The 16,487-nt window shown below is 72.7% G+C and carries 17 protein-coding genes; 9 read left to right on the top strand and 8 right to left on the bottom strand.

All coding sequences use genetic code 11. From position 1 onward, the window contains the following. Positions 1-75: 75 nt before the first annotated feature. Positions 76-1,716 carry a LuxR C-terminal-related transcriptional regulator gene (locus tag ACSSS0_RS15040; protein WP_487228628.1) on the top strand — a complete coding sequence of 547 codons (1,641 nt, stop codon included), beginning with the start codon at positions 76-78 and terminating at the stop codon, positions 1,714-1,716. Between the two features lie 72 nt (positions 1,717-1,788). Here the strand turns inward: ACSSS0_RS15040 and ACSSS0_RS15045 are convergent, their stop codons facing one another. The 3 genes from ACSSS0_RS15045 to ACSSS0_RS15055 form a co-directional block, all read right to left on the bottom strand. Next, the gene (locus ACSSS0_RS15045) at positions 1,789-2,907 is read right to left on the bottom strand and encodes a flavin-containing monooxygenase (RefSeq protein WP_487228629.1); all 1,119 of its coding nucleotides are present in this window, start codon (positions 2,905-2,907) and stop codon (positions 1,789-1,791) included. Positions 2,908-3,102: 195 nt separating this feature from the next. Continuing rightward, positions 3,103-3,801 (bottom strand): class I SAM-dependent methyltransferase, encoded by a 699-nt coding sequence (locus ACSSS0_RS15050; protein WP_435987132.1) that lies wholly within the window; start codon positions 3,799-3,801, stop codon positions 3,103-3,105. Then, entirely contained in the window at positions 3,798-4,598 is an 801-nt protein-coding gene (locus tag ACSSS0_RS15055; protein WP_435987131.1) for a DUF3109 family protein, read from the bottom strand. The genes ACSSS0_RS15050 and ACSSS0_RS15055 overlap by 4 nt, the downstream gene beginning before the upstream one ends. A 252-nt stretch (positions 4,599-4,850) precedes the next feature. Here ACSSS0_RS15055 and ACSSS0_RS15060 point away from each other — a divergent pair, with 252 nt between their 5' ends. The 6 genes from ACSSS0_RS15060 to ACSSS0_RS15085 all read left to right on the top strand — a co-directional run bounded on the left by ACSSS0_RS15060 (position 4,851) and on the right by ACSSS0_RS15085 (position 10,328). Further along, positions 4,851-6,191 (top strand): ankyrin repeat domain-containing protein, encoded by a 1,341-nt coding sequence (locus ACSSS0_RS15060; protein ID WP_487228630.1) that lies wholly within the window; start codon positions 4,851-4,853, stop codon positions 6,189-6,191. Between the two features lie 62 nt (positions 6,192-6,253). Continuing rightward, positions 6,254-6,880 (top strand): TetR/AcrR family transcriptional regulator, encoded by a 627-nt coding sequence (locus tag ACSSS0_RS15065; protein ID WP_487228631.1) that lies wholly within the window; start codon positions 6,254-6,256, stop codon positions 6,878-6,880. 10 nt (positions 6,881-6,890) lie between these two features. Continuing rightward, positions 6,891-7,652, top strand: a complete 762-nt coding sequence (locus ACSSS0_RS15070) for an ABC transporter ATP-binding protein (protein ID WP_487228632.1) — start codon at positions 6,891-6,893, stop codon at positions 7,650-7,652. Then, the gene (locus tag ACSSS0_RS15075) at positions 7,649-8,383 is read left to right on the top strand and encodes an ABC transporter permease (RefSeq protein WP_487228633.1); all 735 of its coding nucleotides are present in this window, start codon (positions 7,649-7,651) and stop codon (positions 8,381-8,383) included. Before ACSSS0_RS15070 ends, ACSSS0_RS15075 begins: the two co-directional genes overlap by 4 nt. Positions 8,384-8,530: 147 nt before the next feature. Beyond that, positions 8,531-9,460 (top strand): Ppx/GppA phosphatase family protein, encoded by a 930-nt coding sequence (locus ACSSS0_RS15080; RefSeq protein WP_487228634.1) that lies wholly within the window; start codon positions 8,531-8,533, stop codon positions 9,458-9,460. Between the two features lie 70 nt (positions 9,461-9,530). Further along, on the top strand, positions 9,531-10,328 hold the full coding sequence (locus tag ACSSS0_RS15085; RefSeq protein ID WP_487228635.1) for a sugar phosphate isomerase/epimerase family protein: 798 nt from the start codon (positions 9,531-9,533) through the stop codon (positions 10,326-10,328). 112 nt (positions 10,329-10,440) lie between these two features. On the opposite strand, the gene ACSSS0_RS15090 is transcribed toward ACSSS0_RS15085, so the two are convergent. The 3 genes from ACSSS0_RS15090 to ku all read right to left on the bottom strand — a co-directional run bounded on the left by ACSSS0_RS15090 (position 10,441) and on the right by ku (position 13,707). After that, positions 10,441-11,205, bottom strand: coding sequence for an SDR family oxidoreductase (locus ACSSS0_RS15090; protein ID WP_487228636.1), 765 nt, complete (start codon positions 11,203-11,205; stop codon positions 10,441-10,443). A gap of 193 nt (positions 11,206-11,398) precedes the next feature. Further along, positions 11,399-12,625 (bottom strand): acetyl-CoA hydrolase/transferase family protein, encoded by a 1,227-nt coding sequence (locus tag ACSSS0_RS15095; RefSeq protein ID WP_487228637.1) that lies wholly within the window; start codon positions 12,623-12,625, stop codon positions 11,399-11,401. Positions 12,626-12,744: 119 nt separating this feature from the next. After that, positions 12,745-13,707: a non-homologous end joining protein Ku gene (gene ku / locus ACSSS0_RS15100; protein ID WP_487228638.1), complete on the bottom strand. Its 963-nt coding sequence runs from the start codon at positions 13,705-13,707 to the stop codon at positions 12,745-12,747. Between the two features lie 18 nt (positions 13,708-13,725). Here ku and ligD (ACSSS0_RS15105) point away from each other — a divergent pair, with 18 nt between their 5' ends. Beyond that, on the top strand, positions 13,726-14,673 hold the full coding sequence (gene ligD / locus ACSSS0_RS15105) for a non-homologous end-joining DNA ligase (RefSeq protein WP_487228639.1): 948 nt from the start codon (positions 13,726-13,728) through the stop codon (positions 14,671-14,673). Then, on the top strand, positions 14,673-15,557 hold the full coding sequence (ligD, locus tag ACSSS0_RS15110) for a non-homologous end-joining DNA ligase (protein WP_487228640.1): 885 nt from the start codon (positions 14,673-14,675) through the stop codon (positions 15,555-15,557). Before ligD (ACSSS0_RS15105) ends, ligD (ACSSS0_RS15110) begins: the two co-directional genes overlap by 1 nt. Before the next feature lie 149 nt (positions 15,558-15,706). Here ligD (ACSSS0_RS15110) and ACSSS0_RS15115 read toward each other — a convergent pair whose 3' ends face one another. After that, a complete protein-coding gene (locus tag ACSSS0_RS15115) occupies positions 15,707-16,039 on the bottom strand; it encodes a histone-like nucleoid-structuring protein Lsr2 (RefSeq protein WP_487228641.1) in 333 nt (110 codons plus the stop codon). A gap of 221 nt (positions 16,040-16,260) precedes the next feature. After that, positions 16,261-16,467 carry a hypothetical protein gene (locus ACSSS0_RS15120; protein ID WP_487228642.1) on the bottom strand — a complete coding sequence of 69 codons (207 nt, stop codon included), beginning with the start codon at positions 16,465-16,467 and terminating at the stop codon, positions 16,261-16,263. Positions 16,468-16,487 lie beyond the last annotated feature (20 nt).

Consider the following 16,487-nt stretch of genomic DNA (forward strand, 5'->3'; position numbering starts at 1 on the left):
TGTGGCCTTTCGACGGTGTGAGGTGCGGGGCGGGGACGGGGGCGGCGGGCGTAGCCTGCGAGGCAGGAGGGTGCCGTGGGTGTCGTCGACGAGCTGGTCCGCGCCAGAGCCGAGTTCGAGCGCGGTGAGTGGTCCGCGGCCCTGGACCGCTGGTCTGCCGTCGACGTCGACCGGCTCCCGGCTGCCGACCTCGAGTCCGCTGCCGCCGCAGCCCACCTGCTCGGCCGGATGGCTGACGCCGTCGACCGCTACCGGCGCGCCTTCGACGCGCGCCTGGCCGAGGACGACACCGCCGGTGCGGCCCGCTGCGCCTTCCACCTGTCGATGATCGGCCGCACGAGCGGCGACCACTCCGCGGCCGGCGCGTGGCTCGGTCGCGGCGAGCGCCTCGTCGAGGCCCTGCCCGACGGCAGCCTGGAGTCCGGCTACGTCGCGTTCGCGCGGATGTTCACCCACCTCGGTGCGGGGCGCTTCGGGGAGGCCCACGCGTGCGCGGTCGAGGCGACCGAGGCCGGCCGTCGCCATGACGACGCCGGCCTGCTGTCGACCGGGCTGTGCGCGCAGGGACGGATGGCCATCTACGGCGACCGCGTCACCGACGGGCTCTCCCTCCTCGACGAGTCGATGCTCGAGGCGACGACCCGGACCCTGGCGCCGGTCATGCTCGGGCACGTCTACTGCACCGCCATCGAGGGCTGTCAGGAGGTCTCCGACCTGCGCCGCGTCGTCGAGTGGACGCAGCTGCTGCACCGCTGGTGCACCGACCAGCCCGGCCTCGTGACCTTCACCGGCCAGTGCAGCCTGCACCGCGCCCAGGTGATGCGGGCCCACGGCGTGTGGGACGCCGCGCTCGACGAGCTCACGGCTGCCATCGAGCGCTACCGGCTCGCGAGCGCCACCGACGCCGTCGGCCAGGCCGCCTGCGAGCGCGGCGACGTGCTCCGCCTGCGTGGCGACCTCGAGGGAGCAGAGGAGGCCTACCAGCTGAGCGCGGAGCACGGCTACGACCCCCAGCCGGGATCGGCCCTGCTCTGGCTGGCCCGGGGGCGGACGGCTGCCGCCGGGGCGGCGGTGCACCGGCTGCTCGGCGAGCCGGGGCCGGCGGTGCGACGCAGCCGGGTCCTGCCGGCCGCCGTCGAGGTGCTGCTCGCGGCGAACGACGTCGACGCGGCGCGCCAGTGCGCGCGCGAGCTCGAGAGCCTCGCGGAGTCCTTCGGGTCCGAGGTGCTCACCGCGACGGCGGCCACGGCGTGGGGCCGGGTCGAGCTGGCTGCCGGCGACCCGGCGGGTGCCCTGCCCTACCTGCGCAAGGCGCACCAGGCCTGGGTGCGCCTCGACGTGCCCCACGAGGCGGCGCTGGCCCAAGCCGCCAGCGGTCGGGCCCTGCTCGCGCTCGGCGACGGCGAGTCGGCCCGGCGGTCGCTGGCGTCGGCACGCGAGGTGCTCGTGTCGCTCGGGGCCCGGCCGGACGTCGACGCCCTCGACCGGCTGGGCTCACCCGGAACGCGCCCCGCGGGCCTCACGGAGCGAGAGGTCGAGGTGCTCGGCCTCGTCGCCGAGGGCCGGAGCAACGCCCAGATCGCGGCGGCACTCGTGCTGAGCGACCGAACCGTGGCCCGTCACCTGAGCAACATCTTCACCAAGCTCGGCGTCGGAAGCCGCACGGCCGCAGCGGCTTTCGCCTTCGAGCACGATCTCGTACGCCGTCAGCCCTGACCGCGCCCAACCGCGAGGTGCCGGACCGGTCGAGACGCACGACAGGTCCGGCACCGTCCCTCCCCGCGCGGTTCAGCCGGCGGTCGCCTCCGCCTCGGACCGCGTCGCGGATGCACCAGCCGACCGCTTCGCGATGTGGCTCGCGACGTGTGCGGCGTCGCGGCCGACGCCGGGCAGCACCATCGAGGCGAACGCGTACTGGAAGGCGAGGCCGCAGAAGAAGAGGCCGGGCACGTCGGTCGACACGCCGCGGTACTCTCGCGGCCAGCCGTCGTCACCGATCACCGGGAGGTCGATCCAGTCGAAGCGCTGCTCGAACCCGGTGGCCCAGACGATGTTGGCGACGTCGAGGACGGTCCCGTCGTCGAGGGTCGGGCGGCCGCCGGTCACGCCGGCGACGCGCTGCACGTGTCGCTCGACACCGCGCGCCGCGAGGTCCTCGCGCTTGACCCGGAGCATCGGTCCGCCGTGGTGGCGGATCTCGGACATCATCCGTCGGCCGACCGGTGTGCGGCGCGTCAGCACGTGACGCCACGCGAAGAGCAGGAAGGGGAAGGCCACGTGCACCGCCGGCGTGTCCCAGCGCACCGGGATCTGGCCGCAGTCGCGCCCCGCCAGCACGGTGCGCCGACCCTCGGCGAGCTCGTGGGCGATGTCGCAGCCCGAGTGCGAGGCCCCGACGACGAGCACGGCCCCGTCGCGCAGCTGGCTGGGCCGGCGGTACTGGCTCGAGTGCAGCTGGAGGATCGACGGGTCGAGGTCGGCCGCGAAGGACGGCACGTGCGGAGCCCGGCCGAAGGTCCCCGTCGCGACGACGACGTTGCGACAGGCGATGCTGCCACGGTCGGTCGTGACGACGAAGCCGTCACCCTCGGGTGCGCCCGCGAGCCGCTCCACGCGCACGCCGAGCCGGACGGGCAGACGGAAGTGGGCGGCATACGACTGGAGGTAGGCCGCGACCTCGTCCTTGCCGGGGAACGACCGCGGGTCACCCGGGAACGGCATCCCGGGCAGGGAGTCGTGCCGGACCGAGGAGTAGAGCCGGAGCGAGTCGTACTGCTGGCGCCAGCCGTCCCCGACGGTCTCGTTGCGCTCGAGGAGCACGCACTCGTGTCCGCGCCCGACGAGCTCGTGCGCCGTGGCGAGCCCCGCCTGCCCCGCGCCGATGATGACGGTCTCGATGGTCTCCATGGTGTCCTCCCGGTGGTCGATGTCTCGACGGTAGGAAGGGCGGGCCGGTCGCCGCGTCGGCCGCGATGCCCATCCGCGGGGACGGGCGTGGGCAGAAATGACCACGGCGGCCCCTCGGCGGGGTACTGGTCGAGCGCGCGGCCGGCCGGAGGGAGCAGCAGCCAGCGGAGGGAGCGAGCGCACACCCGCCGAGGGTCAGTAGCGGCGGTGCCAGAGGTTGACGGCGTAGTCGACGCCGGTCGCGTCGGGGTGCTCGGCGAGGATGAGGTCGGCGTGCTCGGGCGCGAACTCGATGCCGACGACGGCCTCGAAGTCCTCGCGGGTGTCGAAGTCCCAGCGGATGTCGAGGCGCTCGCGCTGCCAGCCCCGGCGCTCCCAGAAGCGCTCGACGGCGCGCGGGTCGTAGCCCGGCAGCGCCCGGCGGAACCACTGGCCGAAGGTCGAGCGGGTCGCGTCGTTGTCGACGACGAACGCCGCACCGCCCGGCCGCATGACGCGGTCGAGCTCATCGAGCCCCGGCTCGCACCCCGGCCCGAAGAAGTACGCCCAGCGCGCGTGCGCCACGTCGAACGACCCGTCGGGCACCCCGATGGCGGCGGCGCCCTCCTCGCGGACCGAGACGGACGGCATACCCGAGATGCGTTGTGCGGCAAGGGAAGCGAGCGGCGGGTGCGGCTCGACGCCGACGACCGAACGCGCGTCGCGGGCGAAGAACGGCAGGTGGTAGCCCGTGCCGCACCCGATGTCGACGACGTCGAGACCCGACCAGTCGAGCACGGCGCGCATCGCGTCCTCGATGACGTGGGCGCGGTCGACGCCGCGATTCTCGACCTCGTAGACGTCGGGCGTCTCCCAGATGTTGGGGGAGGGGATGATTCCGGACTCGTCGCTCATGTGTTCCGCTGCGCCTCGATCGTGGCGGGGTGCACGAGCAGCGGCAGCAGCTTGCGCACGCCTCGCGCGCGGACGGCCTTGACCTGGGCGAGGTGCGCCTCGGCCCGGATGGCGAGCTCGGCGTAGGCGAGCGGCCCCATGAGCTCGGTCAGCTCGGGCGCGTTGGAGCGGTAGACCGGCTCGCGGCCGACGTGCGCCTCGGGGTTGCCGGAGCAGTACCAGTCGAGGTCGTGGCCGCCGGGCCCCCAGCCGCGGCGGTCGTACTCGGTGATCGTCACCTCGAGGTAGCTCGTGTCGTCGGGCAGCTCGACGGTGCGGAAGGTGCGCCGGATCGGCAGCTGCCAGCACACGTCGGGCTTGAGGGTGTGCGGCTCGACCCCGGTGAGGACCGCGTGCTGGTGCAGCGCGCACCCGGCGCCCGCGGGGAAGCCGGGTCGGTTGAGGAAGATGCACGCGCCGTCGACGACCTTCGTCTTGCGCGCGCCGTCCTCCTTCTCGGTCCAGTCGTCCTTGCTGCCCGTGGCGCGCCCGACGGAGTGGTACTCCCACTCGTCCTCGCCGAGGTCCTCGACGGCCTTGGCGACGCGCTTCCAGTCGTCCTTCTCGGTGAAGTGGGCGCCGAGGGTGCAGCACCCGTCGTCGGGCCGGCCGGCGTAGATGCCCTGGCAGCCGCTGCCGAAGATGCACGTCCAGCTGCTCGTGAGCCACGTCAGGTCACAGCGGTAGCGCTGGTTCGTGTCGGCGGGGTCGGTGAACTCGACCCAGACGCGGGGGAGGTCCAGAGGTGCTTCAGCCACCGGCTCACCCTATGCCGCCGACGTTTCCACCGTGCCGAGGACGCCCACCCCCTGGATGGTGCGTTGCGTCGGGCGACTGACTGCGTATGCCGTGTGCTCCCTCGCGAGGGAGCGTGGGCGTACGCTGGCGGTGGCGTCCAGGTCGCCTCCGGTGCGCGGGAAGGGGCTCAGCCTCCCTGGGGCACTTTCGTACGCGGTCCGACCTCCTTTCGGCCCGACGAGCGCACGCGGGCACGACGAGAGGAGGCCGTCATGGCCCTGTCCCTGCCCGCCAACCCCGACCTCGAGCACCTGCGCCGCGATGCGCGTCGGCTCCAGCGCGCCGTCCGGTCCGGCGAACCCGGAGCGCTCGAGCGAGTGGCGCGGTACCACCCCGAAGGACCTCCCGAGGACCCGGCGGCCTTCGCGCTCTCGGACGCCCAGCTCGTCGTCGCACGGACGTACGGCTTCCCGAGCTGGACGAAGCTGCTCGCCCACCTCCGCACGTCGCAGGACCTGACGCGCGACATGGAGGCCCTCGACGTCGCTGCACGAGCCGAATCCGCTGCAGCACAGGCTGATCCGGTGTCACTGGTGCCGGCCTTGGCCTGCCTGACGTACACCGCGCGCGATGAGCCCGCCCGGTGGGCGCGTGCCGAGCAGCTGCTCACCGAGGAGCCCGGCCTCGTCGCGCGCGACGTCGCCGTCGCAGCGGTCGCCGGCGACGACGACGCGCTGCGGGCCCACCTCGCGGCCGACCCCGGAGCGGCCACGCGCGACGTGGGCCCGTTCCGTTGGCCAGCGCTGCTCTACGTCGTCTACTCCCGCATCCGGCAGCGGGACCCGCTCGGCGCGGCACGGACGCTGCTCGACGCCGGTGCCGACCCCGACAGCGGCTACCTCTGGCACGGCCTCGCGACGCCCTTCACCGCGCTCACCGGCGTCTTCGGCGAGGGCGAGAGCGGGCGCGGCCGCCAGCCGAGGCACCCTGACTGGCACGAGCTCGCCGAGCTGCTGCTCGACCGGGGCGCCGACCCCAACGACCGCCAGACGCTCTACAACCGGATGTTCAACCGCGACGACAGCCACCTCGAGCTGCTCCTCGAGCGCGGCCTCGGCCGTCCTGCCTCCGAGGTCTGGACCCGTCGCACCGGCACTGCGGGAGAGACCGTCGACGAGATGATCGACCGTCAGCTGCGCTGGGCCGTGTCGCACGGGTTCGACGCCCGGCTCGACCTGCTCGCCCGCTACGGCCTCGACGGGGGGGAGCGTGAGCCCGGCGCCCAGGACGGGTCGCGCACCGAGCTCCCGCCGATCCACCGGGCCCCCACCCCCGACGCCGTCCGGTCGGCCGTGGTCTCGGGGGCGGACGTCGAGGCCCGCCACGACGGGCGCACGGCCCTGCACCAGGCGGCGTTCCTCGGGGACGTCGAGCTCGTCGAGGCGCTGCTGGCCGCCGGTGCCGACCCCCTGGCGGAGGACGACGCCCACGGCTCGACGCCGGCGGGCTGGGCGGAGTGGGCCCGCCACGACGACGTGGCCCGGCTCATCCGAGGCCGGCGGGACCGGCGCGCCGGTCCCGCCGCCGGGCGCCCCGACGCAGACGACACGTGACGACGCGACCCCGTCGGCCGGCACACGACAGCGCCACCGGCAGGCGGGGCTAGCGTGAGCACATGACGACGAGGGCCGGCAGCGAGGCGACACCGAAGGGCCGGGGCCGCCGCCCCGGAGGCACTGACACGCGTGCGGCGATCGTCGATGCAGCGCGAAAGTCTTTCGCGGCAAAGGGTTACGACAAGGCGAGCATGCGGGGGATCGCCCGTGAGGCCGGCGTCGACCCTGCGCTCGTGCACCACTACTTCGAGGGCAAGGCGGGGCTCTTCGCGGCCACGCTCGACGTGCCGGTCGACCCGGCCGAGCTCATCGCTCGCATCACCGCGGGCGACGTCGACCGGCTCGGCTGGCGGATCGTCGAGACCTTCCTGACGGTCTGGGAGCCGCCGGAGCGCCGCGACGCCCTCGTGGCCCTCGTCCGGTCGAGCATGACGAGCGAGGAGGCCGCGCGCATGCTGCGCGAGTTCCTCGGGCGCGAGGTCTTCGGGCGGATCGCCGCGAGCACGGGGGCTGCCGACCCTCAGCTGCGCGGTGCCCTGGCCGCGTCGCAGATGATCGGGCTCGTCGTGGCGCGCTACGTCATCCGGGTGCCGGCGCTGGCCGACGCGACGCGCGAGGAGCTCGTCGAGCGCATCGGCCCGGTGCTCCAGCACCATCTCGTGGACAGGGAGCCCGAGCGGGAGTAGATTTCATCACATGATGAATAACAGTGGTCCGGCGGTCGCCGTGAGCGGCCTCAAGGTCGTGCGCGGGAAACGTCGCGTCATCCCGGGCCTTGACCTCGAGATCCCCGGCGGCCAGGTCGTCGGCCTGCTCGGCCCGTCCGGCTCGGGCAAGTCCACGCTCATGCGCTGCATCGTCGGCGTGCAGATCGTCGAGTCGGGCACCGTCACGGTGCTCGGCCACCCCGCAGGCTCGCCCGTGCTGCGCGACCGCGTCGGCTACGTCACGCAGAGCCCCAGCGTCTACGCCGACCTCAGCGTCCGCGACAACGTCACCTACTTCGGTCGGGCCATCGGTCTGCGCGGCACCGAGCTGCGCGAGGCCGTCGACCGCACCCTCACCGAGGTCGACCTCGTGTCCTACGCCGACCAGCTCGTCCAGGACCTCTCCGGCGGCCAGGAGTCCCGCGTCTCCCTCGCCGCCGCCCTCGTCGGTCGACCCAGCCTGCTCGTGCTCGACGAGCCGACCGTCGGTCTCGACCCCGTGCTGCGCCGTGACCTCTGGGACCTCTTCCGCCACCTCGCCGAGCGCGGCCACTCGCTCGTCGTGTCGAGCCACGTCATGGACGAGGCGACACGCTGCGACCGGCTCGTCCTGCTGCGCGAGGGTCGCGTCCTCGCCGACGTCACGCCCGCCGAGCTGCTCCAGCAGACGGGCGCCGTCGATGCCGACGCCGCCTTCCTCGCCCTCATCGACGCCGAGACCGCACGGTCCGGAGAGAGGAGCGCGTCGTGAACGCCGGTCTCACCGCCGCCACCTCCGGCCGCGTCCTGCGCCAGGTGCGCACCGACCACCGCACCATCGCGCTCATCATCGTCGTGCCCTGCGTCCTGCTCGGCCTGCTCGCGTGGATCTACGACGGCACGCCCGTCTTCGACGCCATCGGGCCGGCCCTGCTCGGCGTCTTCCCGATGATCGTCATGTTCATCGTGACCTCGGTCGCGACCTTGCGTGAACGCCAGTCGGGCACCCTCGAGCGACTGCTCACCACGCCCATGGGCAAGGGCGACTTCATGCTCGGGTATGCCGTCGCCTTCGGTGCGCTCGCCGTCGTGCAGGCCGTGATCGCAACGGGATTCGCCGTGTGGGTGTGCCGTCTCGACGTCGCCGGACCGCTGTGGCTGCTCGTCGTCGTGGCCGTCTTCGACGCGGTCCTCGGCACTGCGCTCGGACTGCTCGCGAGCGGCTTCGCGCGCACCGAGTTCCAGGCCGTGCAGTTCATGCCGGCGTTCATCCTGCCGCAGTTCCTGCTCTGCGGGCTGCTCATCCCGCGCGACCAGCTGCCCACCGTGCTGGAGTGGGTCAGCAACGTCCTGCCGCTGTCCTACGCCGTCGACGCGATGAAGGAGATCGCGAGCAACGGCGACCCCGTGACCGCGGTGCTCGGTGACCTCGGCATCGTCGCGGCCTTCATCGCGGGAGCCCTCGCCCTCGCCTCGCTCACGCTGAGCCGCCGCTCCGCCTGACGGCATACGCCCTCTCGCCCCGCCCACCGAACGCAGCGTTCGGTCGCGAACTCAGTGGTCTGCCAGCGCGTTCGCCGTCGAACGCCGCGTTCGGTGGGAAGGGTGCGGGCCCCGGGCGCGGGCCCTGCCCGGCACTAGGGTTGGGGCATGCGCCTGGGCGTCATCGACATCGGGTCCAACACGGTCCACCTCCTCGTCGTCGACGCACACCCCGGCGCGCAGCCGCTGCCTGCCTTCTCGCACAAGACCGAGCTGCGCCTCTCGGAGAGCCTCGAGGCCGACGGCCGGGTCAGCGACGCGACGGCCGACCGGCTCGTCGCCTTCATCCGCGAGTGCCTCGACGTCGCGGAGGACCAGGGCGTCAGCGACCTCTTCGCCTTCGCGACGTCGGCGCTGCGCGAGTCGCCGAACGGCGAGGCGATCATCGAGCGCGTGCGCACCGAGACCGGCGTCGAGCTCGAGGCGCTGAGCGGTGCGGACGAGGCGCGGATGACCTTCCTCGCCGTGCGTCGCTGGTTCGGCTGGTCGAGCGGGCGGCTGCTCGTCGTCGACATCGGCGGCGGCTCGCTCGAGCTGGCGAGCGGTCTCGACGAGGAGCCCGACGTGGCCCTCAGCCTGCCCCTCGGCGCCGGACGCCTGACCCGTGAGCGGCTGCCCGGCGACCCGCCCACGGAGGCGGCCGCTCGCGAGCTCCGCTCGCACGTCCGGTCCAGCCTGGCCGAGCAGGTGCGCCCGCTGCTGACGTCCGGCAGCCCCGACCGCGCGGTCGGCACCTCCAAGACGATGCGCTCACTGGCGCGCATCGCCGGTGCCGCGCCGCGCGCCGACGGCCCGTTCGTGCCCCGGACCCTCTCGCGCGACGACCTCCGCGCGATCGTCGCCCGCGTCGGGCGCCTCGACACGGCCGCGCGCTCGCAGCTGCCTGGCGTCTCCCAAGGGCGGGCCCGTCAGCTCTACGCCGGGGCGCTCGTCGCCGAGGCCGCGCTCGACCTGCTCCAGGTCGAGCAGCTCGACATCTGCCCGTGGGCCCTGCGCGAGGGCCTCATCCTCCGTCGCCTCGACCACCTCACGTCGTGATGCGGCAGATCGACGGCGCACGCACGGACCGGCCCGGGCCCGCCCCGGGTGCGTGGCGCAGAATGGCCGCATGACCATCCGGGTCGGCCTGTCGACCGCCTCGCTCTACCCCGACAACGCCGCGACCGCCTTCGCGACCGCCGCGCGGCTCGGCTACGACGCGATCGAGGTCATGGTCTGGACCGACCCGGTCACGCAGGAGGCCGGGGCGCTGCGGGCGCTGTCGGAGCTGCACGAGCTGCCCATCGTCTCCGTGCACGCGCCGACGCTGCTGCTGACCCAGCGCGTGTGGGGCACCGACCCCTGGGGCAAGGTCGACCGCTCCATCGACCTCGCGCTCGAGGTCGGCGCCGGCACCGTCGTCCTGCACCCTCCCTTCCGCTGGCAGCGGGAGTATGCCGCCGGGTTCGTCGACGGGGTGGCGCGGCGCGAGCACGAGTCGGGGATCAGGCTCGCCGTGGAGAACATGTACCCCTGGCGCACGGCCCGCCGCGAGGTCATGGCCTACCTCCCGCACTGGGACCCGGTCGGCCAGCCCTACGACAACGTGACGCTCGACCTCTCGCACACCGCGACCGCGGGCTCCGACGCGCTCCTCATGGCGCAGTCGCTCGGCTCCCGGCTCGCGCACCTGCACCTCGCCGACGGCCTCGGCTCCTTCCTCGACGAGCACCTCGTCCCGGGGCGCGGGGCCGAGCCGTGCAGCGACGTGCTCGAGCACCTCGCCGACAGCGGATGGGGCGGCGACGTCGTCGTCGAGGTCTCGACGCGCAAGGTGGGTCGCGACCAGCGCGAGGTCGACCTCGCCGAGGCGCTGGCCTTCGCCCGGCTCGCGCTCGTCCCGACCCGAGGCGCCAGCCGCATCTGACGGCCCTCGAGCCGCAACACACCGAGCAGGTCGCAGCTCACCGGCATCGGATCGCGGTGGGTCGTGACCTGCTCGGTGTGTTGCCTCGCAGTGGTGGGGTGGTGTGGACGGCTCAGGCGGTCGTGGGACGCCAGCCGCGGGGGCGCACCGAGACCATGTCGACGCTCGCGTCGGGTCCGGCGTCGATGGCCAGGCGTGCGGCCCGGACGACCGAGGCGACGTCGAGGTAGGAGCCCGAGTCGTACTCCGCGCCCTCGAACTCGACGAGCTCGCGCTGCATGTCGGTGTCGACGCGACCGGGGTGCAGCGAGGTGACGCGGACGCCGTGCTCGCGCTCCTCCTGGCGCAGCACGTCGCTGAAGGCACGCAGGGCGAACTTCGAGGCGCAGTAGGCGCCTGAGGCCGGGGTCGCCGTCAGGCCCGAGCCCGAGTTGACCGTGATGACGAGGCCGTGGGCGCTGCGGAGCGCGGGCAGCAGGGCTCGCGTGATCGCTGCGACGGCGACGACGTTGACCGTCATCGAGTCGACCCAGTCCTCGACGGGAGCGTCGGTGACGGTCCCGTTGCGCAGGACCCCGGCCGAGTGGACGAGCACGTCGACGCGGGACAGGCGGGGGACGAGGGCCTCGAGGGCGGTCTCGAGCGACCCTCCGGGCGAGCAGTCGGCGAGGTCGGCGACGAGCCCCTCGGCCGACGGGAGCGACGCGACGACGTCGGCGACCGAGTCGGCGCTGCGCCCGCCGACGACGAGGTGGTGCGTGTCGGAGAGGTTCCGCGCCAGGGCGAGCCCGATGCCCCGCGTGCCGCCCGTGACGACGGCGATCGGCCGCCCGTCCAGGTTGGATGCGGGGGTGTCGGACGTGGGCGCAGAGCTCATCCCGCCACCCTACGAGCCCCACGCCCGACTGTGGTGGGGCGCTCACTCGAGGGGTTGGGCGGGGGCGTGACCACGGGGCCACTCGACGGGGTGGGATGCCGCGGATGTGGGACGACGGGGCCACTCGACGGGGAGTCTGGTGCGTCGCGGGGGGCGGGAGGGCGGCATACGCCGTCCTTGGGCGCGCGCGGGGTCAGGCGAGGCCCAGGGCCTGCGCCTCCTCCCAGAGGTCGTCGCGGACGCGCGGGTGGGCGCAGTTCTCGATGATGTCGTGGCACTGGTCCTTCTCGCTGCGGCCCCACAGCGGCGCGACCCCCAGCTCGGTGACGATGGCGCTCTGCTGGAAGCTCGTCACCGGCTCGTCGAGCAGCGGCACGATCGTCGACACGTCGGCGCGGGGGTGCCACGAGCGCAGCGCGATGAACGACTGGCCGCCGGGGGAGTGCAGGGCGCCGACGATGAAGTCGGTCTGCCCGCCGAAGCCGGAGTGGATCCGGGCGTTGATCCGCGAGGCGTTGGCCTGGCCGAACAGGTCGACCTCGAGGGCCGTGTTGACCGACGTCATCTGTCGCTGCGAGGCGATGAGCCCGGGGTCGTTCGTCTTCTCGGTGCGCATCATCCGGACCCGCGGGTTCCCGTCGAGCCAGGCGTAGAGGTCGGTCGAGCCGAAGCTGAACGACGTGACGAGCGGGTGGTCCTGGTCGAGGGCGCCGGCCTCGTCGAGGGCGAGCACCCCGTCGGAGAACATCTCCGTCCACATCCGGATCCCGCGGCGCGAGGTGAGCGCCGAGAGCGTCGCGTCGGGCACCGCGCCGATGCCGAGCTGCATCGTCGCGCCGTCCTTGACCATGGCGGCGACGCGCTCGCCGATGAGACGACTCTCGGGGTCGGGCTCCGTCGCGGCGTGCGAGGGCATGGGCGCGTCGACCTCGACGAGCAGGTCCACGTGCTCGAGAGGCACCTGCGCATCGCCGAACGTGTAGGGCATCTGCGGGTTGACGACGGCCACGACGAGGCCGCCACGAGCGCGGCACGCCTCGAGGGCGGCGGGCAGGACGTTGACCTCGAGGCCCATGCTCACCTGGCCGTTGCGCGGCGGCGCGCAGTGGAGCAGCACGGCGTCCGGCGGGAGAGCCCGGCCGTAGAGCAGCGGCACGAGCGACAGGCGCGACGGCACGTAGCGCAGGCGGGGGTGCCGACGCATACCGGGGCCGACGAAGCACGTCTCGACGGTCACGCCCTCACGGGCGGGCAGCCCGGCGGGCGCGTTGAGCGCGTGGAGCACGTAGGTCGGCTGCGCCGCGTCGAGCGCCCGGACCGCCTCCCACGGGACCGCCATGTTGCCGCTGACGACGACACGAGGGTTCTCCGGGAGCGTTCGAAGCCGCTGGGTGAGCTCGTCGATCGTCGCCGTCCGCACCCCTTCATCCTCGCGCAGCGCGCGCCGTGGCGAGGGCGTATGCCGTCCGGCGTGACGAACGTCGCCCCGACCATCCGCGCAGGGCGGGGCCGGGGCGACGACGGTGCGGGGCCGGCGGGTCAGCTGGCCTTCTTGGTGGCTGCCTTCTTCGTCGTGCTCTTGGCTGCGGCATTCTTCGCGGTCGTCTTCTTGGCCGTGGTCTTCTTGGCCGCGCTCTTCTGCGTCGTGGTCTTCGCAGCGGTCTTCTTCGCGGGCTTCTCGGCGTCGGCGTCGGAGCCGGCGTCGGAGGCGCCCGCGCCGCCGGTCTTGGCGGCCTTGGCCTTGTCGACGCTGCGCTGCAGGGCCGCGAGCAGGTCGACGACCTCGGTCTCCTCGCCCTTGGCCTCGGGCGTCTCGGTGATGTCGCCGCCCTCGATCTTCGTCGCGACGAGCTGCGTCACGGCCTCGGCGTAGTCGTCCTCGAACTCGTCGGGCTCGTAGTCGCCCGAGAGCGAGTCGACGAGCGAGGACGCCATGGCGAGCTCCTTGGCCGTCGCGTGCGTCTCCTCCGAGAGCGACTCGAACTCGGGAGCCCGGACCTCGTCGGCCCACAGCAGGGTCTGGAGCACGATGACGCCGTCGCGCACGCGGAGCACCGCGAGGGTCATCCGGGTGCGCACCGAGACGGTGACGAGCGCCATCCGGTCGGCCTTCTCGAGCGCGTCGCGGAGCAGCACGTAGGGCTTGAGGCCGGTCTTGTCGGGCTCGAGGTAGTAGCTCTTGTCGAAGAGCAGCGGGTCGATCTGCTCCGACGGCACGAACTTCTCGATCGAGATCTCCTTCGTCGACCTCGTCGGGAGGCTCTTGAGGTCCTCGTCGGTGAGCACGACCATCTGTCCGTCGGCGGCCTCGTAGCCCTTGGCGATGTCGGAGTAGGGCACCTCCTCGCCGTCGATCGAGCAGACGCGTTGGTACTTGATGCGGCCGCCGTCCTTCTCGTGGACCTGCCGGAACTGCACGTCGTGGTTCTCCGTCGCCGAAAAGAGTCGGACCGGCACATTGACCAGGCCGAACGACACGGCGCCTTTCCAGATGGCTCGCATGAGAACAAGAATGCACCCATGCGCCCCATGCTCGCGACGCCCACGACGACCATTCCGGTCGGCGACCGCTGGCAGCACGAGGTGAAGTGGGACGGCATGCGGGTCCTGGCCGACGTCGTGGACGGCGAGATGCGCCTCTTCTCCCGCACGGAACGCGACGTCACCGTGGCCTTTCCTGAGCTGCGCGGGCTCGCCGACGAGTACGCCGACATGCTCCTCGACGGCGAGATCGTCTCGATGCGCGACGGCGTGCCGTCGTTCGCCGCGATGGCCGAGCGCTTCCACGTCACCGACGGCCGCCGCGCGGCGATGCTCGCCGAGGCGGCCCCCGTCACGTTGATGACCTTCGACCTGCTGCGGCTCTACGGCGTCGACCTCATGCCGCGCACGTGGACCGACCGGCGCGCCACGCTCGAGCGCCTCGAGCTCTCGGCCGCGCGCTGGCAGACGCCGCCGACGTTCGCCGACGGGGTGACGCTCCACGCCGCCACGAAGGAGCAGGGCCTCGAGGGCATCGTCTCCAAGCGCGTCGACTCCGTCTACGTCCCCGGGCTCCGTTCGCCCTACTGGCTCAAGTCGCCCCACCGCGGGACCGTCTCCGTCGTCATCGGCGGGTGGCGGCCGGAGGCCTCGGGCACCGTCTCCAGCCGCCTCGGTGCTGTCCTCGTCGGCGTCCCCGGGCCGGGCGGCCTGCGCTACCTGGGGCGCGTCGGCTCCGGCCTCGCCGGCAAGACCGGGCAGGCCCTGATGCGAGACCTGCAGACCCTCACGTCAGCCGAGTCGCCTTTTGCCACAGAGGTTCCCGCCGAGGACGCGAACGGCGCGACGTGGGTGCACCCGGTCCTCGTCGCCGACGTGCAGTCGCTGGGACTCAGCGGTCAGGGCAGACTGCGCCAGCCGGCATACAAGGGCCTGCGCAGCGACCTCACGCCCGGTGACGTCGACGGCCACGGGGACGGTGAGTGATGGCCTACCAACCGACCAAGGTCACGGTCGAGGTCGACGGCCGCCGGATGAAGCTGTCGAGCCTCGAGAAGGTGATGTACCCGAAGGCCGGCACGACCAAGGCCCAGGTCATCGACTACTACGCGCGCATCGCGCCCGTGATCCTCCCGCACCTGCGCGATCGCGCCGTGACGCGGATTCGCTTCCCCCACGGTGTCGGTGACATGCAGTTCTTCGAGAAGAACATCCCCGCGGGCACGCCGTCGTGGATCCGGCGGGCGGGACGCGACCCCGTCTTCCCGCTCATCGACGACCTCGCCGGGCTGACCTTCTTCGCCAACCTCAACTCGCTCGAGCTGCACGTGCACCAGTGGCGCTACGAGGGGGAGGGGCGCGACGCCGTGCCGCTGAATCCCGACCGGCTCGTCATCGACCTCGACCCCGGTCCCGGCACCGGGCTGCCCGAGTGCGCCCGCGTCGCGCTCGTCGTGCGCGAACGCCTCGGCCGCATCGGGCTCGACACGGTCCCGGTGACCAGTGGCAGCAAGGGACTCCAGCTGTATGCCGTCCTGCCCGGCGCGCACACGAGCGACGAGATCCGCGACACCGTCCAGCAGCTCGCGCAGGAGCTGACCAAGGCCCACCCGGACCTCATCGTGTGGAAGATGGCCAAGGAGCTGCGGCCGGGCAAGATCTTCCTCGACTGGAGCCAGAACGTCGCCGCCAAGACGACGGTCTGCCCCTACTCGCTGCGCGGGCGCGACCGTCCGACGGTCGCGGCACCGCGCTCGTGGGACGAGATCGAGTCGGGTGCCGAGGGAGGCGAGCTCGTGCAGCTGACGGCCGACGAGGTGCTCGACCGGGTGGCGCGCGACGGTGACCTGGCCGCGGAGATCACCGGCTGAGCGTTGCGGTGAGGGAGCTGCGGTGCGGCGCTGAGGCGAGGGGTGGGGCGGTGTCGCCGCACGAGGACGCGACGGCATACGTCCCCATGGCGCGCGAGAGGGCCCGGCACGTGGAGTGCCGGGCCCTCTGGCTGCGCCACTGACCGCGGTCAGTGGGCCTTGTCGTAGGCCGCCTGGACGTCGGCCGAGATACGGCCCCGGTCCGAGACGGTGTGGCCGTTGGCGCGGGCCCACTCGCGGACCGCGCCGAGGTCGCCCCGCTTGGCCGAGCCGGCACCCGCACGACGACGCGAGGCGGCCTTGGCCGAACCCGCCCGACGTGCGTGACCGGTCCACGTCGCGAGGTCGTCGCGAAGCTTGCGGGCGTTCTTGTCGGACAGGTCGATCTCGTAGGTGACGCCATCGAGGGCGAAGGTCACCGTCTCGGCAGCCTTTCCACCGTCGACGTCATCGATCAACACCACTTCGACACGCTGAGCCATGTTTCTCCATCTGAAGTTTGTTAGATATTCGGAGGGGATTCCGCGAATACGCGACTCGCGGGCAGGATCAATTTAGCGCGAAGACGCCGCACATGCATTTCCATCCAAAACAATGGCTCCGCTCGAGTCCTGAAAGCGATGTGCCCTCGCGTCCGGGAATGACGGAAAATGCCAAGTATTTGCCCTGGCGGGCCCTTTGTCGACGCTCGGCCTGCAGGCGCTCAGCGCTCTTTCGTCGGAGCGGCGTCGGCGCTCGGCGCCGCCGCATGCGACGTGTCCGTCGCGGCAGCCTCGCGGCGGTCGTGCTCGGCCTCCCACCGCGCCTGGGCGAGGCGCTCGCGACGGTCTCCCTCGAGGATGCTCTTGATGACGAAGTAGAAGAGCGCGCCCACGCCGATCGTCGGGACGATGGCGAGCACATAGGGCATGACCGATTCCATGCCGACAT

It is taken from the genome of Terrabacter sp. R4-6, assembly GCF_057529065.1.